Raw genomic sequence first — 21,290 nt, forward strand, 5'->3', positions numbered from 1 at the left:
CACCCTTTGAGGAAACGACACAATGAACGACCTCAATGTGATCGACCGGTTCCTGGCGGACTTCATCCGCTATATCGACAGCGGCTTCGGCCTGCTCGGCCCCGATGTCGCCTTCCTCACCAGCACCTTGATCGTGATCGACATCACGATCGCGGGGCTATTCTGGGCGATGGGCGGCGAGGGCGATGTGCTCGGCCGGCTCCTGAAGAAGATCCTCTACGTCGGCGCGTTCGCTTTCCTCATCAACAATTTCTCGCGCCTCGCCGACATCATCTTCCGCTCGTTCACTCAGGCCGGCCTGACCGCGGCCGGGGGCACGATGACCGCGGACCAGCTGCTGCAGCCCGGGCGGCTCGCCGGCACGGGATTTGCAGCGGCATGGCCGTTGCTCGACCAGGCCAAGGACCTGCTCGGCTTCACCAGCTTCTTCAGCAACTTCATGACGATCATGGTGCTGCTGATCGCCTGGGCGATCACGATCATCGCCTTCTTCGTGCTGGCGGTGCAGGTCTTCATCACGATCCTCGAGTTCAAGCTGACCACGCTGGCCGGCTTCATCCTCGTGCCGTTCGCGCTGTGGAACCGCACCAGCTTTCTCGCCGAACGCACGCTCGGCTCGGTGATCAGCTCGGGCATCAAGATCATGGTGCTCGCCGTCATCATCGGGATCAGCTCGGGCTTCTTCGCCGAGTTCACCCAAGCCGCGCGGGGCACCGAGCCGGATCTTGGCCAGGCGATGAGCCTGGTGCTGGCGAGCATGACCTTGCTCGGCCTCGGCATCTTCGGGCCGTCCGTCGCCTCCGGCCTCGTCGCCGGCGCGCCGCAGCTTGGGGCAGGCGCGGCGATCGGTACCGCAGCCACGGTAGTCGGCGGCGCGATGCTGGGCGGCGGGGCCGTAGCCGGCGCCGCCCGGATGGCTGCCGGCGGCGGCCTGAGCGCGCTGCGCGCGGGCACGGCGATGGGGAGCGCCGCCTCGACCGCCTACAAGCTCGGGCAGGAAACCTCGGGCTCGTCCAGTGTCGGCGCCAGCCTGTCCGGCGTCGGCAGCGCAGCGGCCGGCGCAATGCGTCGCGGCGCGGGCGCAGCGACGGGTCTGGGCGAAGCCGCCGAGCGTGGCCGCAACGCCGCCTGGAACGCCGGCACGACCTCCTCTTCCGCCTCGGGCGCTCCGGCGTCCTCCGCCAGCGCGGGCGGAGAGGGGCAGGGTGCGCCCGGCTGGGCGCGTCAGCTTCGGGCTGAGCAGACCGCTCGCCATCACCGCCACGCCGCCTTCCAGGCGATCAAGGAAGGCGATCGCGGCGGTGCGTCAGCCACCCCGGATATCAAGGAAAGGGATGATCAATGAAATTCCGAAGGAGCACGCAGCGCTATGGGCATACGCCCGAGCCCGAGACACCCTATCAACGCGCGGGACAGCTCTGGGACGAGCGGATCGGTTCGGCACGCGTCCAGGCGCATAGCTGGCGGCTGATGGCGTTCGGCGGGTTGTTCCTCTCGACCGCGCTGGCCGGCGGCCTGGTCTGGCAGTCGATGCAGAGCCGCGTCGTGCCGTTCGTCGTCGCGGTCGACGATCTGGGCGAGGCTCAGGCCGTCGCCCCGGCGGATACGGCATATAAGCCCACCGATCCCCAGATCGCCTGGTTCCTCGGCCGCTTCGTGCTCGATGTGCGCTCGGTCTCGCTCGATCCGGTGCTGATGCGCCAGAACTGGCTGCAGGCCTATGACTTCGTCACCGAGCGTGGAAAGCTGACGCTCGACGACTATGCGCGCGCGGCCAACCCGTTCGGCCAGGTCGGCGAGAAGACCGTCTCGGTCCAGGTGACCAGCGTCGTGCGCGCATCGCCCACCAGCTTCCAGCTGAAATGGGTCGAGACGGCCTATACGCGCGGCAGCCTCGCCGGCACGTCGCGCTGGACCGCGATCCTGACCGTCGCGACCCGCCCGCCGAAAAACGCCGACACGCTGCGGCGCAATCCGCTCGGCCTCTATGTCGATGCCGTCGACTGGAGCCGCGAGCTCGAGCCCGTCGCGGCCCCGGGCGCCTCGCCGCCGGCGCCCGCACCGCTGCCTTCCCCCGAAGCCAAACCGGAGTCCGTGCAATGAAGCGCTCTTTCCTCCTCGCCCCTGGCCTGTTGCTGGCGCTGCCCGCGATCGCGCAAACCGTGCCGGCATCCGAGCCCACGCCGCCCGCCCAAGCGGTGGCGTTGCCACCCGTGGCGCCGATCACACAGCCGGTGACGATCGAGCGGGCGCGGCCCTATCGCCCGTCGCCGGCCGCGCGCCGTGTCGCTGCTGCCAATCAGGGCGCGACCCGCGAGCCGAGCAATGCCGGCTATCTCGGCGCGGTCCAGATCTACCCCTACACCGAGGGCACGCTCTACCGCGTCTTCGCGGCGCCCGAGCGGGTCACCGATATCGCGCTGCAGCCGGGCGAGAGCCTGGTCGCGATCGCCGCCGGCGACACCAGCCGTTGGACGATCGGCGATACGAGCAGCGGCAGCGGCGAGAGCAAGCGCACCCATATCCTGCTCAAGCCGTACAGCGCTGGGTTGGCCACGAACCTCGTCATCACGACCGATCGCCGCAGCTATCATGTCGAGCTGACGAGTACGCCGGTCACCGCTATGGCCGCGGTGTCGTGGTCCTATCCGGCTGACGCGCTGATCGCGCTCAAGCGCGAGACCGCCGCTATCGAGGCCGCCAGGCCGGTCGCGGCGGGCGTGCCGCTGGAGATGTTGCGGTTCGGCTATCGGATTAGCGGCGACAACCCAGCCTGGCGGCCGCTGCGCGCGTTCGACGATGGCCGGCAGACCTTCATCGAATTCCCCGCCGGCATCGCACAGGGCGAGGCGCCGCCCTTGTTCGTGATCGGCGCCGATGGCACCGCCGAGCTGGTCAACTATCGCATGGTGGGCCGATTCTACATCGTTGACCGCCTGTTCGCCGCGGCCGAACTGCGCCTGGGCGGGAAGAAGCAGAAAGTGGTCCGCATCGTCCTCGATCAGGGCAAGAAGGGCCGGGGAGGTCGGCATGACTGAGGAGGTCCCCGACGTCCCTGCGCCCGCCGCGAAGGTCGATCCCGAAAGCCTGGTGCTGCGGGCACGCCCTCGGCAGGTGATCCGCTTCCGCCGCGGTGCTATCATCGCGGCGGCCTTGGTTGGGACCAGCGCTGTCGCCGGCATCGCCTGGCTCGGCCTCCAGCCCGTCCATCTGGGCACCGGCATGACCGCGGAGACCCAGGCCGAACCGCAGCTGCACTCGCCCGAGGACGCCCTCGGCAAGGCGCCCAAGGGCTATGGCGATATCCCGCGGCTGGGCCCTCCGCTTCCGGGCGATCTTGGCAAGCCGATCCTCGATCATCAGCGCAGCCTCGCCGAATCACGTCCGCCGATCGACGATCCGGCGCTGCGCGCCGCGCAGGCGATCGAGGCGGAGCGTCAGCGGGCGGCCGCGGAGCGCAAGGCAGCGCGCGAGTCGGCAGTGCTCGTTGGTGCAGCAGGCGGACGTCCCGAGGCTCCCTCGGCGCCTGCGGCCCCCGTCGCTTCAACCCAGGGGTCTCCCGCCGACGCAGCGACCACTGCTCCCAACGGCCAGACGAGCAAACAGGCGTTCCTCACGCGGCGGGCCGACGGACAGACCGGCGATCCCGGCCGGCTGGTGCCGCCAGCGTCGCCGACGATCCTCAGCGCCGGAAGCGTCATCGCCGCGAGCCTCGTCACCGGACTCAATTCGGATTTGCCCGGTTTCGTGATCGCCCAGGTCTCGCAACCCGTGTTCGATAGCCCCACCGGCAGGACCATGCTGATCCCGCAGGGTGCGCGCCTTCTCGGACGCTATGATTCAGTGGTCGCCTTCGGCCAGACCCGGGCGCTGGTCGTCTGGCAGCGCATCCTGATGCCGGACGGCAGCTCGATCGAAGTCGACAATCTGCCGGCGACCGATACGCAAGGCTATGCCGGCCTCGCCGACAAGATCGACCTGCACAGCTGGCAGTTGCTGAAGGGCGTCGGCCTGTCGACATTGCTCGGCATCGGTACCGAGCTCAGCCTGGGCGACGAGAGCGATCTGGTACGGGCGATGCGCGAATCCGCCCAGCAGAGCAGCGCGCGAGCCGGCGACCGGCTCGTCCAACGCGCGCTCGACGTCCAGCCGACCATCACAGTCCGGCCGGGTTGGCCGATGCGCGTCATCCTTCACAAGGACCTGATCCTGCCGCCCTGGACCGGACCGCGGCCATGAGCGGTCTACGACTAGCGAAACTGCCGGATCGCAGTCCGGTCAAGCTCACCATTGTGCTCCCGCCGGACCTGGCCCGTGCGCTCGACGACTACGCCGAGATCTACAGCAGGACCTATGGGGAACGGGAAACGGTCGCCGAGCTCGTACCCCATATGCTGACCGCATTCCTCGCCAGCGATCGCAGCTTCGTCAGGGCCCGAGAAACTCTGGGGGAGCGTCGCAATGAAAGGTGAACCAAGCGTCGATCGCTTCCTGCGCCTGCCCGAGGTCCAGGCGCGGGTGGGGCTCGGTAAGACGAAGATCTACGCGCTCATTGCCGAGGGCAGCTTCCCGCGACCATATCCCTTAACGCGGCGGGCGGTCCGCTGGAGTGAGAGGGAGGTGGGTGCCTGGATGGAGGCGATCTGCCGCACCAATGCCGTTCGTCAGAATTGAGTGCAATCGGCCTCAAGTGCGCCGGGCGAACTGGTCCAGCATGCGATTGCCAAGGATCGACTCGGTATAGGGGCGCCTGCCGGTCGTCCCTGGCGTACCGCCTTTCCCCCAGAGATTATACTGCGACAAATCGTCCAGCAGGCCGTCGAGCCATTCGTGCTGGCTATATTCGAACTCGCGATGTTCACCGACGCGGAAGGCGTCGGATAGGACAGGTGTCTCGGATCGGAAGAACAGGAGATCGCGAGCATAGACCTGCACGAATTCGTTCAGCACTGCGGCCTCCTCACGGTCGACGCGGAGGGTTACCAGCTTGGGTTCTGTGGGGTGGCCGCCCATAGGGAGCATATAGATGATAGTGACCGTCGGCAGGATCGGGATCACCAGCTTCCTGCCGGAATGGAGACCATCGGCCGAGGCGGGGAAGTTGTGGAGGAACCCATCGCCCGCGATGAATTCCGTGGTGTCGCTGAACAGGAGGGCCCAGCGACCGCTTCCTTCCATCAGTTTGCGATAGGCGTCGTAAAGCCCGCGCTGATTGGCTGCGATTAGATTTTTGTCTGCGGTCGGATCGGCGAGCCCGAAGCGCTCGCGATAATATTCGGTTCCGAGCTTGATGACGTAGCGGATGCGCGGGCTGCGCGCGAGAAGTGAGGCGACGATGCGTGCCATCTGCTTGTGGCGCTCGGCCGGTAGTGGTTGCGCGAGAATTCGCTCCAGCATCGGCAGATCGCTGTGGGCGTGTCTCGCCTCGAGCGTGAAGATTCAGTCGACAAATTCGTTGATCTCGTTGTCTGGCTGGTTGAAGCTCGGTTCGAAGGTTGAATCCCAAGGTCCGCCCATCTTCATGTGATGGGCATTTGTAATCCCGCCGAAGGCACCAGGGCGCGCGCGCCGGACCTCGCCGTTTGAGCGTACGGCGGAGACCATATTATCGTCACCGCGCCAGTGTTCCGAAAGGGTTCGGGGCCACCAATGATGCAGTTCGGTCTTCAGGGGCTTCTTGGTCAAACTGGAACCCTAGCTCGACGGATCCTTTTGCCACCCACCTTAGGCACGCGGGCATGATTTGCGAATAGCGTCGGCGGCGCTGCGACCCTGTCGCTCTAGGCCCTCCAGGCATTCGGATGACGGTCGTCCGACGTCGGACACAGCCGATCTCGACTCGCTAAGTGGGCCATCGAGCGGAGGCTTTCAGGCGCCGCCTTGCCGCGTGCGGCGACGCGGGCTCACCCGCAAAAAAGACCGCGAAAGTTCGCGAAAATCCGCAATCGTCTATCGGGGATGCATTGGGGATGTTCGCTATTTGTGCCAATCGCTCAAAGCTAAGTGCTTGAAAAGATTGGTGACCCCTACGGGAATCGAACCCGTGTTTCAGCCGTGAAAGGGCCGCGTCCTAACCGCTAGACGAAGGGGCCATGCCGGAGCGTGGAAGGGCCGGTTAGGGAAGGAATGGGCGCGGGTCAAGCACCTCAATCGGCCCAGGCGGCATCTTCGATGTGCAATTCGGCGGCGCGGCGCTGGCCCCAGTCGTCGATCTTGGCGCGGCCGGCGAGCCAGAGCTTGCGATGGCGGGGGGCCGAAAGCAACGCGGCGCCGAGCTCGGTCTCGGCGTGGCGGAAGGCGACGGCCTTGAAGCCGCGGCCATCCTCCCCCGCGACGACAAGGCGGACATGTCCGCCGCTGCCGACGATATCGGCCTTGATCACGCGCAGCGGGCCCGCCGCGATCCGCGGCGCCGGCCAGCCCATGCCATAGGGGCCGCCGGCGTCCATCGCGGTTACCAACTCGGGATTGACTCCGCCAGGAGCGAGCACCGCATCGAGCAGCAACGCCCGTTCGCCCATTGCCGCGGTGACGCGGTCGGCGAGGCGTTGCTCGAGGAAATCGGCGAAGGCGTCGAGCGCGGCCTCTTCGATCGTCACGCCGCACGCCATCGCATGGCCGCCGCCGGCGTGCAGAAGGCCGGCCTCCTTCGCGGCGAGCACCGCGGCGCCGAGATCGACCCCTGGGATCGAGCGGCCCGAGCCCTTGCCCACACCATCCTCGTCGAGCGCGATGACGATCGCGGGGCGGCCGAGCTTCTCCTTGAGCCGCCCCGCGACGATTCCGATCACCCCGGCGTGCCAGCCGCGGCTGGCGATCACCACCACCGCGCGATTGCCCCTGGCGAGGCAGAGCTGTTCGGCGGCGAACTGGACCTCGGATTCGATCGCGCGGCGCTCCGCGTTGAGCAGGTCGAGCTCGGCGGCGATCGCACGCGCTTCCTCCGGATCGCGCGTGGTGAGCAGTCGGACGCCGAGGTCGGAGCGTCCGACCCGGCCGCCGGCGTTGATCCGGGGCCCGAGCGCGAAACCGAGATCGGTGCAGGTCGGCGCGCGGGTGAGACGAGAGGCTTCGATCAGGGCATTGAGCCCGATATTGCGACGCTGCCCCATCACCTTGAGGCCCTGCGCGACAAAGGCGCGGTTGAGCCCCTTGAGCGAGGCGACGTCGGCGACGGTGCCGAGCGCGACCAAGTCGAGCAGGTCGAGCAGCCGCGGCTCAGGCCGCATCGCGAACCAGCCGCGCGCGCGCAGCGTGCGGATCAGCGCGGCGCCGAGCAGGAAGGCGACGCCTACTGCCGCGAGATGGCCGTGCGCGGCGCCCTCGGTTTCGTCGAGCCGGTTGGGGTTGATCACGGCGTGCGCCACCGGCAGTTCGGCAGCGCATTTGTGGTGGTCGCAGACGATCACTTCGGCGCCGGCATCCTTGGCCATCTGGAGCGCCTCGAACGCCTGCGCGCCGCAATCGACGGTCACGATCAGCCCGGCACCTTCACGGTGGAGGCGTACCAGCGCCTCGCCCGACGGGCCATAACCCTCCATCAGTCGATCGGGGATATACGGCCGCGCCTCTAGCCCGAGATCACGCAGCAGCAGGATCAGCAAGGCTGCCGAGGTGGCGCCGTCGACGTCGTAATCGCCGAAGATCGCGACTTGCTCTTGTCGCTCGACCGCGTTGGCAAGGCGCTCGGCAGCCTTGTCCATATCGCGGAAGATCGAGGGGTCGGGCATGAAGGCGCGGATGCTCGGTGCGCGGTGGTCGTCGAGGCCTTCGCGCGGGCAGCCGCGGGTCAGCAGCAATTGCGTGACGATATCGTCGGGGGCAAAATCCGGGTCGCGCGCGTCGGCGGCGAGGCCCCGCCAGCGCCAGGGCTGGCCGAGGATCGAGGTACGGATGTTGAGCACGGCGGACATGCCGTGTGTTTGGCTAAGCCAAGCGGGGATGTCGAGAGCGGGACTCGCGCCGCGGGCTCAATCTGTTCCCGGAGCGTTCTCGATGCCGCCGGCGATATAAGTCTGGATGTAATCCTTGATCCACGGCTCTTCGCGAAACCATTTGGTGACGATGTACTTGGTGCCTTCGAGCACGCGCATGCCTTCGTGGAGCGTGTCGTAATTCGGGGTGCCGTCGGGGGTCATGTTGTTCCACATGACGAGCAGGCCGCGCTTGGGCTTGAAGCGGATCCCGGCGCGCGGGAACCATGTCGCGCCGCCCTCGGGGACATCGTTGAGATAGGCCATCGCGGTCCAGGTGCGCTGCCCGCCGGTCTGCTGCATCTTCGGCCAATAGTCGCTCGACTCGTGAAAATAGTCGCAATGCGCGCGGAACTGCTGGTTGACCGCGTAGCGCTGGCCCTGGAGCGTCTCGGCATATTCCTCGGGGATGCCGAGCAACCCGGCGATGCGGCGGTCGACGGCCAATATCTCTTCGGACCAGCGATGTAGGTCCGAACTGTGGCTGGTGCGGTAATCGGGGTCTTCGCTGACCGCGAGCAAGGTGGAGGGGCGGGCGTTCGAATCGATCAACTCGATCAGCGTGTCGCACTCGGCGGCGCTGAGGAAGTCGGGATAGGTGTACATCTGCGCCGCTTCCGTCTTGGCGCGGCGGACGTTCGGATCGGCATCGAGCCGGGTGGAGACGTCGCGACCGAGGCGCGCGCGGACGGGGGAGGGGCCGCCCGAAACCCGACCGTCGTTCAAATTCTTGCTCACCCTTGCGAAATCGCGCGACAGGCCGAGATTTGCAAGGGGCCCGGCGTCGCCGCCGGGCCTCAGATCTCCAGCAAGGCTGCGGTCGTCCCTACCAGAAGATGTCGTAGATCGTGTCGATCACTTCGCCGCTATAGATGTCGACGAGCAGCGCATCATTGTAATAGCGCACCCAGCGATACGGGCCGTCGACCTCGGGCAGGCGATAATAATAGGGATCGTTGATCCAATAGCTCGACGAATAGAGCATCGAATCGAGCATGAAGCCGATTCCGAAGCGGCGATAGCCATACCCCCAGCCGCTCGGCGCGTAATAACGCGGAAGGCGATAGAGGCTGCGATTGCCGTTGCGATAGCCGCGCCAATCGTAGCGGCGATCGTTGCGCCAATTATTGTTCCAGCCGCCGCGGTTGCGATCGTTCCAGCCGCGATTGCTGTCATAGCGATTGCGGTCGCCGCGCCAGTTGCGGTCGCGGTTGGTGTCGTTCCAGTTCCGGTCGCGATCGCTGCTCCAGCTCCGAGTGCGATTGCTTTCGTTCCAGTTGCGGTTGCCGCGATCGAACTGGCCGCGATCGCGATTGCCGTCGCGCCAGCGGCTGCGGTCGCCGAACTGCTGCTGACGCTGCTCGTCCAACTGCGGCTGGCTCACGTCGGGGCGGCGGTCGCCACCATTCCACTGACTGCGATTGCCGGTCCAGCGCGAACGGTCGCCATTGTTGTTCCACTGGCTGCGATCGCCGCGGCTGCCGCCCCAGCGCTGCTGCTGTTGCTGCTGGAACGACTGCTGCGGCACTGCCTGCGGAGCCTGTGGCTCGGGCACCTGCGGCTGGACCTGCGGGCGGTTCCACCCGCCCTGGCGGTCGCCACCGCCATTCCACTGACGCTGCGGCCTGTTCCAGCCGCCCTGGCGCTCGCCGCCGCCATTCCACTGACGCTGCGGCTGGGCCTGCGGCACCGCTTGCTGGCTCTGCTGCTGCTGGCGCCATTCGCCGCGATTCTGGCGGACTTCGGACGACTGGCCGCCGTTGCCGCCACCGCGGCCGCCCCAGCGTCCGCGATCCTGTGCAAGTGCTGCCGGCGGGACCAGAGCCGTTGCGGCGATGATCGCCGCGAGCAAGGTCTTCTTCATCTCAACTTGTCTCCGTCGAGACCGGCAACAGGCCGGGCTTCATCGTGGAATTGCATTACGTTTCAGCGTATGACCGGTTGCTGAATTGCGGCGAAAGGTGATTGAAAGAATTGAGCAAACTTATTCGGGCGCCGGTGCTTCGACTTGGGGCTCGGGCGGCAGCGGCGCATCGCCGCGCGTCGACCGCGCTGCTTCGGTAATCGCGCCGATCAGCCGCGGATAGATGCCGCACCGGCAGATATTGGGGATCGCGCTCTTGATGTCCTCCTCGCTGGGGTTGCGATTGGTGCGCAGCAGGACCGACGCGGCCATGACGACGCCGGGAATGCAATAGCCGCATTGGACGACATTGGTCGCGAGCAGCGCCTGCTGCACGGGATGGCTGCGATCCTTCGATAGACCCTCGATCGTCGTGACGAAGGTCCCTTCGAGCGCGCCGATCGTCTCCTGGCAGGCGAGCCGCAGCCCGCCATCGACATCGACTGCGCAGGCGCCGCAATCGCCCGTGCCGCAGCCATATTTGGTGCCGGTGAGATTGGAAGCGTCGCGCAGTGCCCACAGCAATGGCGTGCGCGGGTCCATCTTGTACTCGACCGGCTGGTTGTTGACGGTGAAGCGAGTCACTTGTTCCCCTCCCGCTTGCGGAAGGGGCTAAGGGAGGGGCTGTCTGACCTAGCCATCCCGCGACCATGCCCTCCCCCGGCCCCTCTCGCAAGCGGGAGGGAGCGGAGAGAAACAAGGCGTTTCCGAAACTGGTATTGCCCGCCGCTGACGGGCATCCGAAATCCATGCCATGACACTTCCAACGCTTTTCATTCCGCATGGCGGCGGGCCCTGCTTCTTCATGGACCCGGCAGGCGGTCCGCCCGATCCGATGTGGCGGCCGATGCAGGCCTATCTTGCCGGGCTGATCGACAGCCTGGCCGAGCGCCCCAAGGCGATCGTGCTGATCTCGGGACATTGGGAGGAGGAGCAGGTCACCGTCCATGCCGGCAACGGCCAGCCGCTGCTGTTCGACTATTTCGGTTTCCCCGAGCACACCTATCGGCTGCGCTGGGAGGCGCCCGGTTCGCCGGAGGTCGCGGCGCGGGCGAAAGCGCTTATCGAAGCGGCAGGCTTCCCGGTAGGCGTCGAGCGCGAACGCGGCTGGGATCACGGCGTGTTCATTCCAATGATGGTCACCGTGCCGGGCGCGGACATTCCGCTGGTCCAGCTGTCGCTGCGCAAGGACCTCGATCCCGCGGCGCATATCGCGATCGGACGGGCGCTTGCGCCGCTTCGCGACGAAGGCGTGCTGATTGTGGGTTCGGGGATGAGCTTCCACAACCTGCGCGCGCGCGGTCCGGAAGTGACGCCAGTGGCGGATGAATGGGATGCGGCTTTGGTCGACGCCGTAACCGATCCTGATCCGGCACGCCGGGCCGAGCGCGTCGCAGCTTGGGATACGCTGCCGCATGCGCAATTTGCCCATCCGCGCGAGGAGCATCTGCTGCCGCTGATGGTCGCGCTCGGCGCGGGCGGCGAGGGACCGGCGGTGGCCGAGTATCGCGACCATGTGCTGGGCTGGGCAGTGAGCGGGTTTCGGTTCGGGTGACTACGCTTCGCGATCTTGATAGCGAAAGATGCCGAGGATCACGATCGCATCCCCAGCGATCGAATACGCCACCTTAAAATGATATTTGTGCGTCACCAGGCGATGGAATGAACGATCCGGCACGCGCATCCCAATGCGCGGAAAATGCGAAAGCTGATCGATCGAGCGGTGGATGTCGGCAAGTATCTTGGCGAGCGCCTCTGGAGCCACTTCCTCGTAATAGGCGATGATCGAGCGCAGATCGGCCGCCGCCTCTGCGCGAAAGATCACTCTCATCCAGAAAAGGGCTTGCCGAATAGCGCGGCGATCTCCGCAGGATCGGCGTAAGCGGGCTTTGGTTCCGCAACCCGGCGGTCGAGCTCGGAAAACTCGCCATCCGTGAAAGCGTGCCGCTCGGAATAGGTCTCCATCAGCGCCGCGAGCGCGGCTTCAACCGATTGCAGTCGGTCGGCGGGTAGGCCCTTGGCGAAGGACAGGAAGGTGTCGAGCACAGTCATAAGCGCGATATAGCACAGCAATGGCCAGGCAAAAATCCTGGCGACCCGCGCTTTCGGGCTCGCCAGGCAAGGCTGCACTTACTCCTGCCAACTCGTGTCCACCCTGTCCACCAGCCGGACCATCGCGGCGAAGTCCGCGGCGCCGGGGCCGCCGGGGACCTGCGCCATGTGCAAGTCACGCTGGTGGACCGCCACCACTTCGTCCGGGACCAGCAGCGGCTCGCCCATGCCCATCGTCGCGACCTGGATCTCGCAGGCGCGCTGGAGCGACCAGTGCTTGATGAATGCCTCGGGCAGCGTCTTGCCCATGACCAGGATGCCGTGGTTGCGCAGCAGCATCACGCGCTTGTCGCCGAGATTGGCGAGCAGGCGTTCGCCTTCCTCGTCGCGCACCGTCACGCCCTCGAAATCGTGATAGGCGATCTGTCCGGCGAAGCTGCACGCATAGAAATTGGTCGGCCGCAGGCCGCCCTCGACGCTGCTCACCGCCATGCCCGCCGTGGTGTGGGTGTGCATGATGCAATGCGCGTCGGGCAGGTGGCGGTGGAACAAGGCGTGCTGGACGAAGCCGGCGCGGTTGACGGGGTAGGGCGAGCCGTCGAGCTTGTTGCCGTCTATGTCTATCTTGACGAGGTTCGACGCCTTCACTTCGCTGAAATGCAGCCCGAACGGGTTGATCAGGAAAGCGCCCTCCTCGTCGGGCAGCTTCACCGTGATGTGATTGTAGATCATCTCGGACCAGCCGAGCATGTCGAACACACGGTAGCAGGCGGCGAGCTGCTGGCGCGCTTCCCATTCGGCTTCGGTCATCTGCGACGTCTGCAGCGCGGTGGCCATCGATCCTCTCCTTGTCTTTGGTTTCAATATGCCACGCGAATGGGGATTGCGGCAACCGGTGCCCCGAACTCCGGATCGAAATCGCCGGGTCCGCGTTACGCCTTCGCAACGACTGAGGGGAATCTGCCGAATGCGACGGATGAAACTGCGCGAGGGCGTCGCCCTGGCGGGATTGTTGCTGCTGGGAGCGTGCGGCGGAACAGGGAGCGGCGGGAACGGCTCGACCGCGGCCGTTGCGCCTTCGCCCGACGCGGCGGCCAAATTGAGCGCGTATACCGAGGCGTATAATGCGCTGATCGACACCTTCGGCCTTCCCCGGACGGCGCAAGATTACCAGAAGGAGCGGATCGCGAGCCGATCGCCCAGCGAGGACATCTCGATCAGCGACGGCTGGATCGAGACCGCGCAAGGCAAGCTCAAGGCGGCGCGTGCGCTGCCGGGCGCGCTCGGCCCGGTCGATGCGACTGCGGAGGCGCTCGACACGGCATTGCAGAAGCTGCTTGCCCGCCTGAAGCCTCTCTACGCTTACTACAACACCAAGGCCTATCGCGAGGACGGGCTCAAGCGCGGCAAGGCCGAGGACGCGGCGATGACCGCCGATTTCGACGCGGCGCTCAAAGCGATGGACGCGTTCAACGCCGAGCTGGTCAAGCAGCGCCGCGCCGGCACCGAGGCCGAGCTCGCCAGGCTCAAGGCCGATGGCGACACGGTCGGCTACAACAACAAGGCGACGATGGTGCAGGCCGAGGAGCTGATCCAGCTGTTCGACAAGCCCGAGGATCTGAAGGATCCAGCGGTGTTCGCCAAGGGCGATGCGTTGGTCGCCTCGCTCGAGAAGCTGCTCGCGGAGCAGCAAAAGGCGATCGTGGACGCGAAGGCCAAGGCGAAGGAGCCGATCGTGACGAGTAGGCTCGGCGTCTACGCCTTGGTCAACGACACGCTGGGATCGATGATCGGGCAGTATCGCCAGCTCAAGCAGTCGCATTCCGCCGACGATGCGGAGTCGATGGTCGATTCGTACAACCGCGCGGTCGGGATGGCGAACAACAACGTCTGAGATCAGCCCGTGCGCGGCGTGATCGGAGCGCCAGGCCCCGGTCTCGGCGCGGCGAAGGTCATCGCCAGGTGCGCGGGCGTGGGATGGTAGAGCTTTGACGGGCGGCCTTCGCTGCGCATGCGTGCGTCGGCTTCGGGCCAGCCCGGCAAGGTGAGGTCGGGCTGCTCCCAATGGACGATGCTGGCTTCGTCGCACCAGTGGATGAGCTTGGGCATCGCCTTCTTGTGCGCGCCCGTCTTGATATAGGCGCGCATGTCCTCGGGCCGGTCCCACACCGTCAGCGTCCAGAAGGTCCAGCGGCGGTCGGGCAGCAGCGATCCGGCGCGGAAGCCCGGTGCAGCTGCGGCCTGCCGGTTGGTCCGGTAGGCGTGAACGAAGAAGGCCGGGAGGAAGCGCCACGAGCGGATGCGCAGGCGAGTGACGCTGACGAAGAGCATGCGGTCTCCTGGGCCTAACGGAACGCGTAGGGCACGATACTGCGCCGGTCGGCGTCGATCTCGATTACCGATCCGGCCGGCGGGAAGGCGCGCTGGTCGCAATCGGTGCGCGGGCAGATGCGGCAGCTCGCGCCGATCGGCGTCGCGATGCCGCCCAGCCGCAGATCGTCGGCATAGACGAAGTCGGCGGCGTGCGCCTCCTCGCAGCCGAGCGCGACCGCGTAGCGCCGCGGCGGGCGGGCATAGCTGCCCGACGGCTTGACCAGCCCCTTGGCCATCGAGACGTAGCGGGTGCCGTCGGGCATTTCAGCGAGTTGGACGAGGATACGGTCGGGGATCGCGACAGCCTCGTGGACGATCCACAAGGGGCAGGCGCCGCCCAAGGCTGCGAACTGGAGGCGGGTGGCCGAGTGGCGCTTGGTGATGTTCCCCGCCATGTCGACGCGGCAGAAGAAGAAGGGCAGGCCGGCGGCACCGGGTCGCTGGAGCGTCGACAGGCGATGGCACGCCTGCTCGAAGCTCACCCCGAAGCGCTGGCGCAGTCGATCGATGTCGTGGCGAACCTCGCGGGCGCGGGCGCGGAAGGCGCCGTACGGCATCAGCAGTGCGCCGGCGGCATAATTGGCCAGCCCGACGCTGAGCAGTTCGCGCGATGCCTGGCCGGCGAGCCCCGCCTCGCCGATGACGTGGTGCATCTCGTTGGCGAATTCATAGCGGACGAGGCGGTGTGCGAGCAGGAAAGCGCGGCTTTCGGGCGGCAGGCCGCTGTTGAGCGCGAGCGTGCGGGTGGCTTCGTCGAACCCGCTCAACTGGCTGCCGGCGCTGTCGTCGCCGACCACGCGGACGCCGTGCCAGCGGCGGAGGCGGTCCTCGAGCGCCTGGGTGACCGGACCCTCGTCGAGCGCATCGGCAAGTGCTTCCGCCGAGCGGTCGATCGCCTCGATGTAATTGCCCTCGGCCTGGAACCAGTCGCGGACCTCCTCCCAGGGGAGCGGGGCGGCGTCGCTCGAGCCGGTATCGAAGCGGTCGTCGAGGACGCGGAGCTGCTCCTGGCTGCGGCGCCAGGCGTCGTGGACCGCGACGAGGCGGCGGGCGAGCAGGGGCTGCTGCTCGAGCCCGCGACGGACGTCGGTTTCGCTGAGCGGGTGCGCGGCGATGCTGGTGTCGGTGGCGGCGTCGATCGTGCGTAGCAAGGCGGCGGTCTCGGCCTCGGCGCCGATGTCTGCCGCCTCCATCGGGAACTCGCGGGCGAGCGCAAGCAAGACGACGTCGGTGATCGGGCGGCCGTTATTCTCGATCTGCGAGAGATAGGGGACCGAGATGCCCAGCCGCGCCGCCATCGCCGACTGGCTGAGCGCGAGACGGCGGCGCAGGTCGCGGAGGCGGAAGCCCTCGAACAGGCGGCGGCGGGGTTGCGAACTCATATTCCCCTCCCTGAAAGGGAGGGGTCAGGGGTGGGTGCGAGCGCAGCGAGCCCATTGACGCAGCTCGTAGGGCGCGACCCTGCGAGCCGCGCACCCACCCCCATGCCCTCCCTTGCAGGGAGGGGCGTGCTCTGGGGCGAGTGGTTCGCGCTTCTCATGCCACCGACCATATTCTGCAAACCCGCCCGCCGCAACTTTGCAACATTGCAATTGCGCCTTTGCGAGCGCCCTGTGCAGAAGGCGCCACCGCTGGGAGACCCCAATGTCGTCGACGATCGAGGAACTGGAGCGCCGCCGCGCCGCGGCCCGGCTGGGGGGCGGGCAGAAGCGGATCGATGCGCAGCACGCCAAGGGCAAGCTGACCGCGCGCGAACGCGTCGAGGTGCTGCTCGACGAGGGCTCGTTCGAAGAGCTCGACATGTATGTGGAGCATAATTGCGTCGATTTCGGCATGGAGGCGCAGATCGTCCCGGGCGACGGCGTCGTCACCGGCAGCGGCACGATCAACGGCCGGCTGGTCTTCGTGTTCAGCCAGGACTTCACCGTGTTCGGCGGCTCGCTGTCCGAGCGCCATGCGCAGAAGATCTGCAAGATCATGGACATGGCGCTCAAGGTCGGCGCGCCCGTGATCGGGTTGAACGACAGCGGCGGCGCGCGCATCCAGGAGGGCGTCGCGAGCCTCGGCGGTTATGCCGAAGTGTTCCAGCGCAACGTATTGGCGAGCGGCGTGGTGCCGCAGCTCAGCCTGATCATGGGCCCCTGTGCAGGCGGGGCCGTCTATTCCCCTGCGATGACCGACTTCATCTTCATGGTGAAGGATTCATCGTACATGTTCGTCACCGGCCCAGATGTAGTGAAGACCGTTACCAACGAGATCGTCACGCAGGAGGAACTGGGTGGAGCTGTGACGCACACCACGAAGTCGGGGGTCGCTGATGTGGCTTTTGACAATGATATCGAGGCTCTGCTCGCAGCCCGCGACTTCGTGGACTTCTTGCCCGCGTCCAATCGGGAAGCCGTTCCCGAGCGGCCGTGTGATGATCCGTGGGACCGCATCGAGCCCAGCCTCGACACGCTGATCCCGCCCAATGCCAACCAGCCCTATGACATGCACGAATGCTTGCGGAAGGTGCTCGACGAGGGCGAGTTCTTCGAACTCCAGCCGACGCATGCCGGGAACATCCTGATCGGCTTCGGCCGGGTCGAGGGGCGTACGGTGGGCGTGGTCGCGAACCAGCCGATGGTGCTGGCCGGAGTTCTCGACATCAATTCGAGCAAGAAGGCGGCGCGGTTCGTGCGCTTCTGCGATGCGTTCGAGATTCCGATCGTGACCTTCGTCGACGTGCCGGGCTTCCTGCCGGGGGTCGGGCAGGAGCATAGCGGCATCATCAGGCACGGCGCCAAACTGCTGTTCGCTTATGCCGAGGCGACGGTGCCCAAGATCACGGTGATCACCCGCAAAGCCTATGGCGGGGCGTATGACGTGATGGCGTCCAAGCATCTGCGCGGCGACTTGAACTATGCCTGGCCGACCGCCGAGATCGCAGTGATGGGGGCCAAGGGCGCGGTCGAGATCATCTTCCGCGGCAAGACCCCCGAGGAGATCGCCGAGCGCACTGCCGAGTACGAGGCGCGCTTCGCCAATCCGTTCGTGGCGGCGAGCAAGGGCTTCATCGACGAAGTGATCCTGCCGCATTCCACGCGGCGGCGCGTGGCGCTGGGGCTACGGAAGCTGCGCAATAAGCAGCTCGAGAATCCGTGGAAGAAGCATGACAACATTCCGCTATGAGCAGGAATACTCGTGAGCGTAGGCTTGAGGCTGAACAGCACTGGCCGACTCTGTATCAGCTGCTGGGCGGATATTTCGGCCAAGATGTGTTCTTCGAGTTCGAAACTCTGCCCAATGCTATAAAAGCTGCTGCGCTGGGATTTGATTTGGCGGACCAAAAGCAGGCAGCCAGAGAGTGGTCGAACTGGAACCAACGTATAGGCTCAAGGGAAGAGATACGTGCCAACCTCGACGCATATGGCGTCGAGTTGGATTTTGGATCCGAGGCGGAAGCTCGAGAGTTCATGAACGAGATCTACGATGCACTGATCGCCCAAATCAGACAACACGATCACGGATGGAAACCATGAAGCTCGGCCGGCTCAACCATGTCGGCGTCGCTACGCCTTCGATCGAAGCGTCGATCGCCTTCTACCGCGAGACGATGGGCGCGCAGGTGAACCGCGACCCGTTCGACCTGCCGGCACAGGGCGTGAAAGTGTGCTTCGTCGATACGCCCAACACCCAGATCGAGCTGATCGAACCGCTGGGCGAGGGATCGCCGATCCACAGCTTCCTCGCCAAGAACCCGACGGGGGGGCAGCATCATCTCTGCTATGAGGTGCTCGATATCCACGAAGCCAAGGCATGGTTCGAGGCCAAGGGTGCGCGGGTGCTCGGGGAGCCGCGGATCGGGGCGCACGGGACGATGATCTTCTTCGTGCATCCCCGCGACATGGGCGGCGTTCTCACCGAGATCATGGAGACGCCGCGTGATGAGCACTGACTTCTGATGGCCTACGAACATATCCTCACCGAGCGGCGCGGCGACGTGCTGGCGGTCACGCTCAACCGGCCCGAGCGGCTCAATGCTGCGCCGCCGGCGATGTTCGACGAGATCAAGGCGGCGCTCATCGATCTCGACGGTGCGCGCGCGGTGTTGTTGCTCGGGGCGGGCCGGGCGTTCTGTTCGGGCGCCGATGTCGCGGGAGCGCTGTCGGCCGGCGATCCGGGAGAGGCGACCTACTCCGCGCTGACCGAGCATTATAACCCGACCTTGCTCGCGATCGCCGAGCTCGGCGTGCCGGTGGTCAGCGGCGTGCGCGGGCCGGCGGCCGGGATCGGCTGCAGCCTCGCGCTCGCCGCCGATTTCTGCATCGCGGCGAGCAATGCCTATTTCCTCCAGGCCTTCGTCAATATCGGGTTGGTGCCCGATGGCGGGGCGAGCTGGATGCTGCCGCGGATCGTCGGCCGCGCCCGCGCGCTTGAGATGATGCTGCTCGGAGAAAAAGTGCACGCCGACAAGGCGCGCGAATGGGGGATGGTGTACGAAGTCGTCCACGAAGACGTCGTCGACAGCGAAGCGTGGCGGCTGGCCGAGCGGCTCGCGGCGGGGCCGACGGTGGCGCTTGGGATGATCCGGCGGCAACTGCACGCGGCGCTCGACGGTGGCTATGCCGAGGCGATGGCGCGCGAGGCCGAGAACCAGCGCACGGCGCGCGGCTCTGCGGACTCGATGGAAGGCGGGATGGCCTTCCTTCAGAAGCGCAAGCCGGAGTTCAAGGGACAGTGAGTATGTTCGGGTGTCGTGCTCCTGCGAAAGCAGGAGCCCAGGGTAACGAAGGGCTTCGCTTGCGGCCCTGGGCTCCTGCTTTCGCAGGAGTACAAGCGTGAGCGATCTCGACGCTTGGGCGAAGCTTGCCGCCAAGGAAGTCCGCGACGCCGATCTCACCTGGCACACGCCCGAGGGGATCGCGGTCAAGCCGCTCTACACCGCCGCCGACGCGCCCGACCCGGGGCTCCCCGGCTTCGCGCCGTTCACCCGTGGCGTGAAGGCGACGATGTATGCCGGGCGTCCCTGGACGATCCGCCAGTACGCCGGCTTTTCGACCGCCGAGGAATCGAATGCCTTTTACCGCCGCAACCTCGCCGCGGGACAGAAAGGCCTGTCGATCGCATTCGATCTCGCCACCCATCGCGGCTATGACAGCGATCATCCGCGCGTCACCGGCGATGTCGGCAAGGCAGGCGTCGCGATCGACACGCTCGCCGACATGCAGATCCTGTTCGACGGCATCCCGCTCGACGAGATGTCGGTGAGCATGACGATGAACGGCGCGGTACTGCCGTGCCTGGCCTTCTACATCGTCGCGGCGGAAGAGCAGGGCGTGCGGCAGGACCAGCTCACCGGGACCATCCAGAACGACATCCTCAAGGAGTTCATGGTCCGCAATACGTACATCTATCCGCCCGAGCCTTCGATGCGGATCGTCGCGGACATTATCGCCTACACCGCCGAGCATATGCCGCGGTTCAACTCGATCTCGATCTCGGGCTATCACATGCACGAGGCGGGGGCGACCGCGGTGCAGGAACTCGCCTTCACCCTCGCCGACGGCATGGCCTATGTCCGCGCCGCGATCGCGCGGGGCTTGAGCATCGACGAGTTCGCCGGGCGGCTGTCCTTCTTCTTCGGCATCGGCATGAACTTCTTCATGGAAGTGGCCAAGCTGCGCGCGGCGCGGATGCTGTGGAGCCGGATCATTGCGGGGTTCGGCGGTTCGGCGCGCTCGCAGACTCTCCGAACGCATTGCCAGACCTCGGGCGTGTCGCTGACCGAGCAGGACCCGTACAACAACGTCATCCGCACCACGATCGAGGCGATGGCGGCGACCTTTGGCGGCACCCAGTCGCTCCACACCAACAGCCTCGACGAGGCAGTGGCGCTGCCGACCGACTTCTCGGCGCGGATCGCGCGCAACACCCAGCTCATCCTCCAGGAAGAGACCGGGATGACGCATGTCGTCGATCCGCTCGGCGGGTCCTATTATGTCGAGGCGTTGACGCAGGAGCTCGCCGACAAGGCCTGGGCGCTGATCGAGCAGGTCGAGGCGCTGGGCGGGATGACCCACGCGGTCGAGAGCGGCATGCCGAAGGAGCATATCGAGCGCGCCGCCGCCGCGCGCCAGGCCCGGGTCGATCGCGGCGAGGACGTGATCGTCGGGGTGAACAAATACCTCAACCCCAACGACGCGCCGATCGACATCCTCGAGATCGACAATACGCGGGTTCGCGCCGACCAGATCAAGCGGATCGCGACCACGCGCGCCGAACGCGACGCGGCCAAGGCCGAGGAAGCGCTGGGCAATCTGCGACGCGGTGCGATGGGCAGCGAGAACCTGCTCGCGCTCTGCGTCGAGGCGGCGCGGGCGCGTTGCACGCTCGGCGAGATGTCGGCGGCGATGGAAGTCGCGTTCGGGCGGCACGCGGTCGGGGTGACGCCGATCAAGGGCGTCTATGGCCCGGCGCATGCCGAAGACAAGGGCTGGCTGCGCGCCGAGGAAGGGGTCTCGGCGTTCGAGCGGCGGCAGGGCCGCAAGCCGCGGGTGCTGGTCGCCAAGATGGGCCAGGACGGGCATGACCGCGGCGCCAATGTCGTCGCGAGCGCCTTTGCCGATCTCGGGTTCGACGTGGTGTCGGGTCCGCTGTTCCAGACACCGTCCGAGACTTGCGCGCTGGCGATCGAGAAGCAGGTCGACGTGGTCGGCGCGTCGAGCCTTGCCGCGGGACACAAGACGCTGATCCCCGAATTGGTCGATGCCTTGAAAGAGGCGGGCCGACCGGACATCAAGGTCGTCGCGGGCGGGGTGATCCCGCCGCAGGATTACGAATTCCTCCGCGCGCATGGGGTGCAGGCGATCTTCGGCCCCGGCACCAACCTTGTCAGCGCGGCGGCGGAAGTGCTCAAGCTGCTCGGGCACAACCTGCCACCGATCGAAGAGGCTGCCGAATGAGTGAGATCAATTTTTACCCCTCCTCTTCAGGGGAGGGGATAGGGG

General features: G+C 66.4%; 24 protein-coding genes and 1 tRNA gene. 13 read left to right on the plus strand and 12 right to left on the minus strand.

The window, feature by feature from the left end:
- Positions 1–22 precede the first annotated feature (22 nt).
- The 6 genes from trbL to AC3WJI_RS16075 are packed head-to-tail and all read left to right on the plus strand — an operon-like array spanning position 23 to position 4,674.
- The gene (trbL, locus tag AC3WJI_RS16050; RefSeq protein ID WP_492758287.1) at positions 23–1,345 is read left to right on the plus strand and encodes a P-type conjugative transfer protein TrbL; all 1,323 of its coding nucleotides are present in this window, start codon (positions 23–25) and stop codon (positions 1,343–1,345) included.
- On the plus strand, positions 1,342–2,103 hold the full coding sequence (gene trbF / locus AC3WJI_RS16055) for a conjugal transfer protein TrbF (RefSeq protein ID WP_492758288.1): 762 nt from the start codon (positions 1,342–1,344) through the stop codon (positions 2,101–2,103). The genes trbL and trbF overlap by 4 nt, the downstream gene beginning before the upstream one ends.
- Complete coding sequence (trbG, locus tag AC3WJI_RS16060; protein ID WP_492758289.1) at positions 2,100–3,038, plus strand: P-type conjugative transfer protein TrbG; 939 nt, start codon at positions 2,100–2,102, stop codon at positions 3,036–3,038. Before trbF ends, trbG begins: the two co-directional genes overlap by 4 nt.
- Entirely contained in the window at positions 3,031–4,239 is a 1,209-nt protein-coding gene (locus tag AC3WJI_RS16065; protein WP_492758290.1) for a TraB/TrbI/VirB10 family type IV secretion system protein, read from the plus strand. The genes trbG and AC3WJI_RS16065 overlap by 8 nt, the downstream gene beginning before the upstream one ends.
- Positions 4,236–4,472 (plus strand): DUF2274 domain-containing protein, encoded by a 237-nt coding sequence (locus AC3WJI_RS16070; protein ID WP_492758291.1) that lies wholly within the window; start codon positions 4,236–4,238, stop codon positions 4,470–4,472. The genes AC3WJI_RS16065 and AC3WJI_RS16070 overlap by 4 nt, the downstream gene beginning before the upstream one ends.
- Positions 4,462–4,674, plus strand: coding sequence for a helix-turn-helix transcriptional regulator (locus AC3WJI_RS16075; protein WP_492758292.1), 213 nt, complete (start codon positions 4,462–4,464; stop codon positions 4,672–4,674). The genes AC3WJI_RS16070 and AC3WJI_RS16075 overlap by 11 nt, the downstream gene beginning before the upstream one ends.
- Before the next feature lie 12 nt (positions 4,675–4,686).
- Here the strand turns inward: AC3WJI_RS16075 and AC3WJI_RS16080 are convergent, their stop codons facing one another.
- The 7 genes from AC3WJI_RS16080 to AC3WJI_RS16110 form a co-directional block, all read right to left on the minus strand.
- A complete protein-coding gene (locus AC3WJI_RS16080) occupies positions 4,687–5,346 on the minus strand; it encodes a hypothetical protein (protein ID WP_492758293.1) in 660 nt (219 codons plus the stop codon).
- A 93-nt stretch (positions 5,347–5,439) separates the two neighbouring features.
- Positions 5,440–5,685, minus strand: coding sequence for a hypothetical protein (locus tag AC3WJI_RS16085; protein WP_492758294.1), 246 nt, complete (start codon positions 5,683–5,685; stop codon positions 5,440–5,442).
- Positions 5,686–6,017: 332 nt separating this feature from the next.
- Positions 6,018–6,092, minus strand: a tRNA-Glu gene (locus AC3WJI_RS16090).
- Between the two features lie 54 nt (positions 6,093–6,146).
- Positions 6,147–7,913, minus strand: a complete 1,767-nt coding sequence (gene recJ, locus AC3WJI_RS16095) for a single-stranded-DNA-specific exonuclease RecJ (protein ID WP_492758295.1) — start codon at positions 7,911–7,913, stop codon at positions 6,147–6,149.
- A 57-nt stretch (positions 7,914–7,970) separates the two neighbouring features.
- Positions 7,971–8,711, minus strand: coding sequence for a prolyl hydroxylase family protein (locus tag AC3WJI_RS16100; RefSeq protein WP_492758296.1), 741 nt, complete (start codon positions 8,709–8,711; stop codon positions 7,971–7,973).
- Positions 8,712–8,799: 88 nt separating this feature from the next.
- On the minus strand, positions 8,800–9,837 hold the full coding sequence (locus tag AC3WJI_RS16105; RefSeq protein ID WP_492758297.1) for an RcnB family protein: 1,038 nt from the start codon (positions 9,835–9,837) through the stop codon (positions 8,800–8,802).
- A 120-nt stretch (positions 9,838–9,957) separates the two neighbouring features.
- Positions 9,958–10,461 carry a (2Fe-2S)-binding protein gene (locus AC3WJI_RS16110; protein WP_492758298.1) on the minus strand — a complete coding sequence of 168 codons (504 nt, stop codon included), beginning with the start codon at positions 10,459–10,461 and terminating at the stop codon, positions 9,958–9,960.
- Positions 10,462–10,630: 169 nt separating this feature from the next.
- Here AC3WJI_RS16110 and AC3WJI_RS16115 point away from each other — a divergent pair, with 169 nt between their 5' ends.
- Complete coding sequence (locus tag AC3WJI_RS16115; RefSeq protein ID WP_492758299.1) at positions 10,631–11,431, plus strand: DODA-type extradiol aromatic ring-opening family dioxygenase; 801 nt, start codon at positions 10,631–10,633, stop codon at positions 11,429–11,431.
- On the opposite strand, the gene AC3WJI_RS16120 is transcribed toward AC3WJI_RS16115, so the two are convergent.
- From AC3WJI_RS16120 to AC3WJI_RS16130, 3 genes are all read right to left on the minus strand, one after another.
- Positions 11,432–11,701, minus strand: coding sequence for a type II toxin-antitoxin system RelE/ParE family toxin (locus tag AC3WJI_RS16120; RefSeq protein WP_492758300.1), 270 nt, complete (start codon positions 11,699–11,701; stop codon positions 11,432–11,434). It lies immediately after the preceding gene.
- Between the two features lie 2 nt (positions 11,702–11,703).
- On the minus strand, positions 11,704–11,922 hold the full coding sequence (locus tag AC3WJI_RS16125; RefSeq protein ID WP_492758301.1) for a hypothetical protein: 219 nt from the start codon (positions 11,920–11,922) through the stop codon (positions 11,704–11,706).
- A gap of 84 nt (positions 11,923–12,006) precedes the next feature.
- Entirely contained in the window at positions 12,007–12,765 is a 759-nt protein-coding gene (locus AC3WJI_RS16130; RefSeq protein ID WP_492758302.1) for a class II aldolase/adducin family protein, read from the minus strand.
- Positions 12,766–12,895: 130 nt separating this feature from the next.
- Between AC3WJI_RS16130 and AC3WJI_RS16135 the strand changes: the two genes are divergently transcribed.
- Positions 12,896–13,822 (plus strand): DUF3829 domain-containing protein, encoded by a 927-nt coding sequence (locus AC3WJI_RS16135; RefSeq protein WP_492758303.1) that lies wholly within the window; start codon positions 12,896–12,898, stop codon positions 13,820–13,822.
- A gap of 2 nt (positions 13,823–13,824) precedes the next feature.
- Here AC3WJI_RS16135 and AC3WJI_RS16140 read toward each other — a convergent pair whose 3' ends face one another.
- Both AC3WJI_RS16140 and AC3WJI_RS16145 read right to left on the minus strand, forming a co-directional pair.
- Positions 13,825–14,259, minus strand: coding sequence for a DUF3291 domain-containing protein (locus tag AC3WJI_RS16140; RefSeq protein ID WP_492758304.1), 435 nt, complete (start codon positions 14,257–14,259; stop codon positions 13,825–13,827).
- Between the two features lie 14 nt (positions 14,260–14,273).
- Positions 14,274–15,683, minus strand: a complete 1,410-nt coding sequence (locus AC3WJI_RS16145; protein ID WP_492758305.1) for a helix-turn-helix domain-containing protein — start codon at positions 15,681–15,683, stop codon at positions 14,274–14,276.
- A 262-nt stretch (positions 15,684–15,945) separates the two neighbouring features.
- Here AC3WJI_RS16145 and AC3WJI_RS16150 point away from each other — a divergent pair, with 262 nt between their 5' ends.
- The 5 genes from AC3WJI_RS16150 to scpA all read left to right on the plus strand — a co-directional run bounded on the left by AC3WJI_RS16150 (position 15,946) and on the right by scpA (position 21,245).
- Positions 15,946–17,472, plus strand: a complete 1,527-nt coding sequence (locus tag AC3WJI_RS16150; protein ID WP_492758306.1) for an acyl-CoA carboxylase subunit beta — start codon at positions 15,946–15,948, stop codon at positions 17,470–17,472.
- The gene (locus AC3WJI_RS16155; RefSeq protein WP_492758307.1) at positions 17,469–17,822 is read left to right on the plus strand and encodes a contact-dependent growth inhibition system immunity protein; all 354 of its coding nucleotides are present in this window, start codon (positions 17,469–17,471) and stop codon (positions 17,820–17,822) included. The genes AC3WJI_RS16150 and AC3WJI_RS16155 overlap by 4 nt, the downstream gene beginning before the upstream one ends.
- On the plus strand, positions 17,819–18,238 hold the full coding sequence (gene mce, locus AC3WJI_RS16160) for a methylmalonyl-CoA epimerase (protein ID WP_492758311.1): 420 nt from the start codon (positions 17,819–17,821) through the stop codon (positions 18,236–18,238). The genes AC3WJI_RS16155 and mce overlap by 4 nt, the downstream gene beginning before the upstream one ends.
- A gap of 6 nt (positions 18,239–18,244) precedes the next feature.
- The gene (locus AC3WJI_RS16165; RefSeq protein WP_492758308.1) at positions 18,245–19,024 is read left to right on the plus strand and encodes an enoyl-CoA hydratase-related protein; all 780 of its coding nucleotides are present in this window, start codon (positions 18,245–18,247) and stop codon (positions 19,022–19,024) included.
- A gap of 97 nt (positions 19,025–19,121) precedes the next feature.
- A complete protein-coding gene (gene scpA, locus AC3WJI_RS16170) occupies positions 19,122–21,245 on the plus strand; it encodes a methylmalonyl-CoA mutase (protein ID WP_492758309.1) in 2,124 nt (707 codons plus the stop codon).
- The last annotated feature ends 45 nt before the right edge of the window (positions 21,246–21,290 follow it).

This window comes from Sphingomonas sp. FW306-1B-B10E, assembly GCF_058782005.1.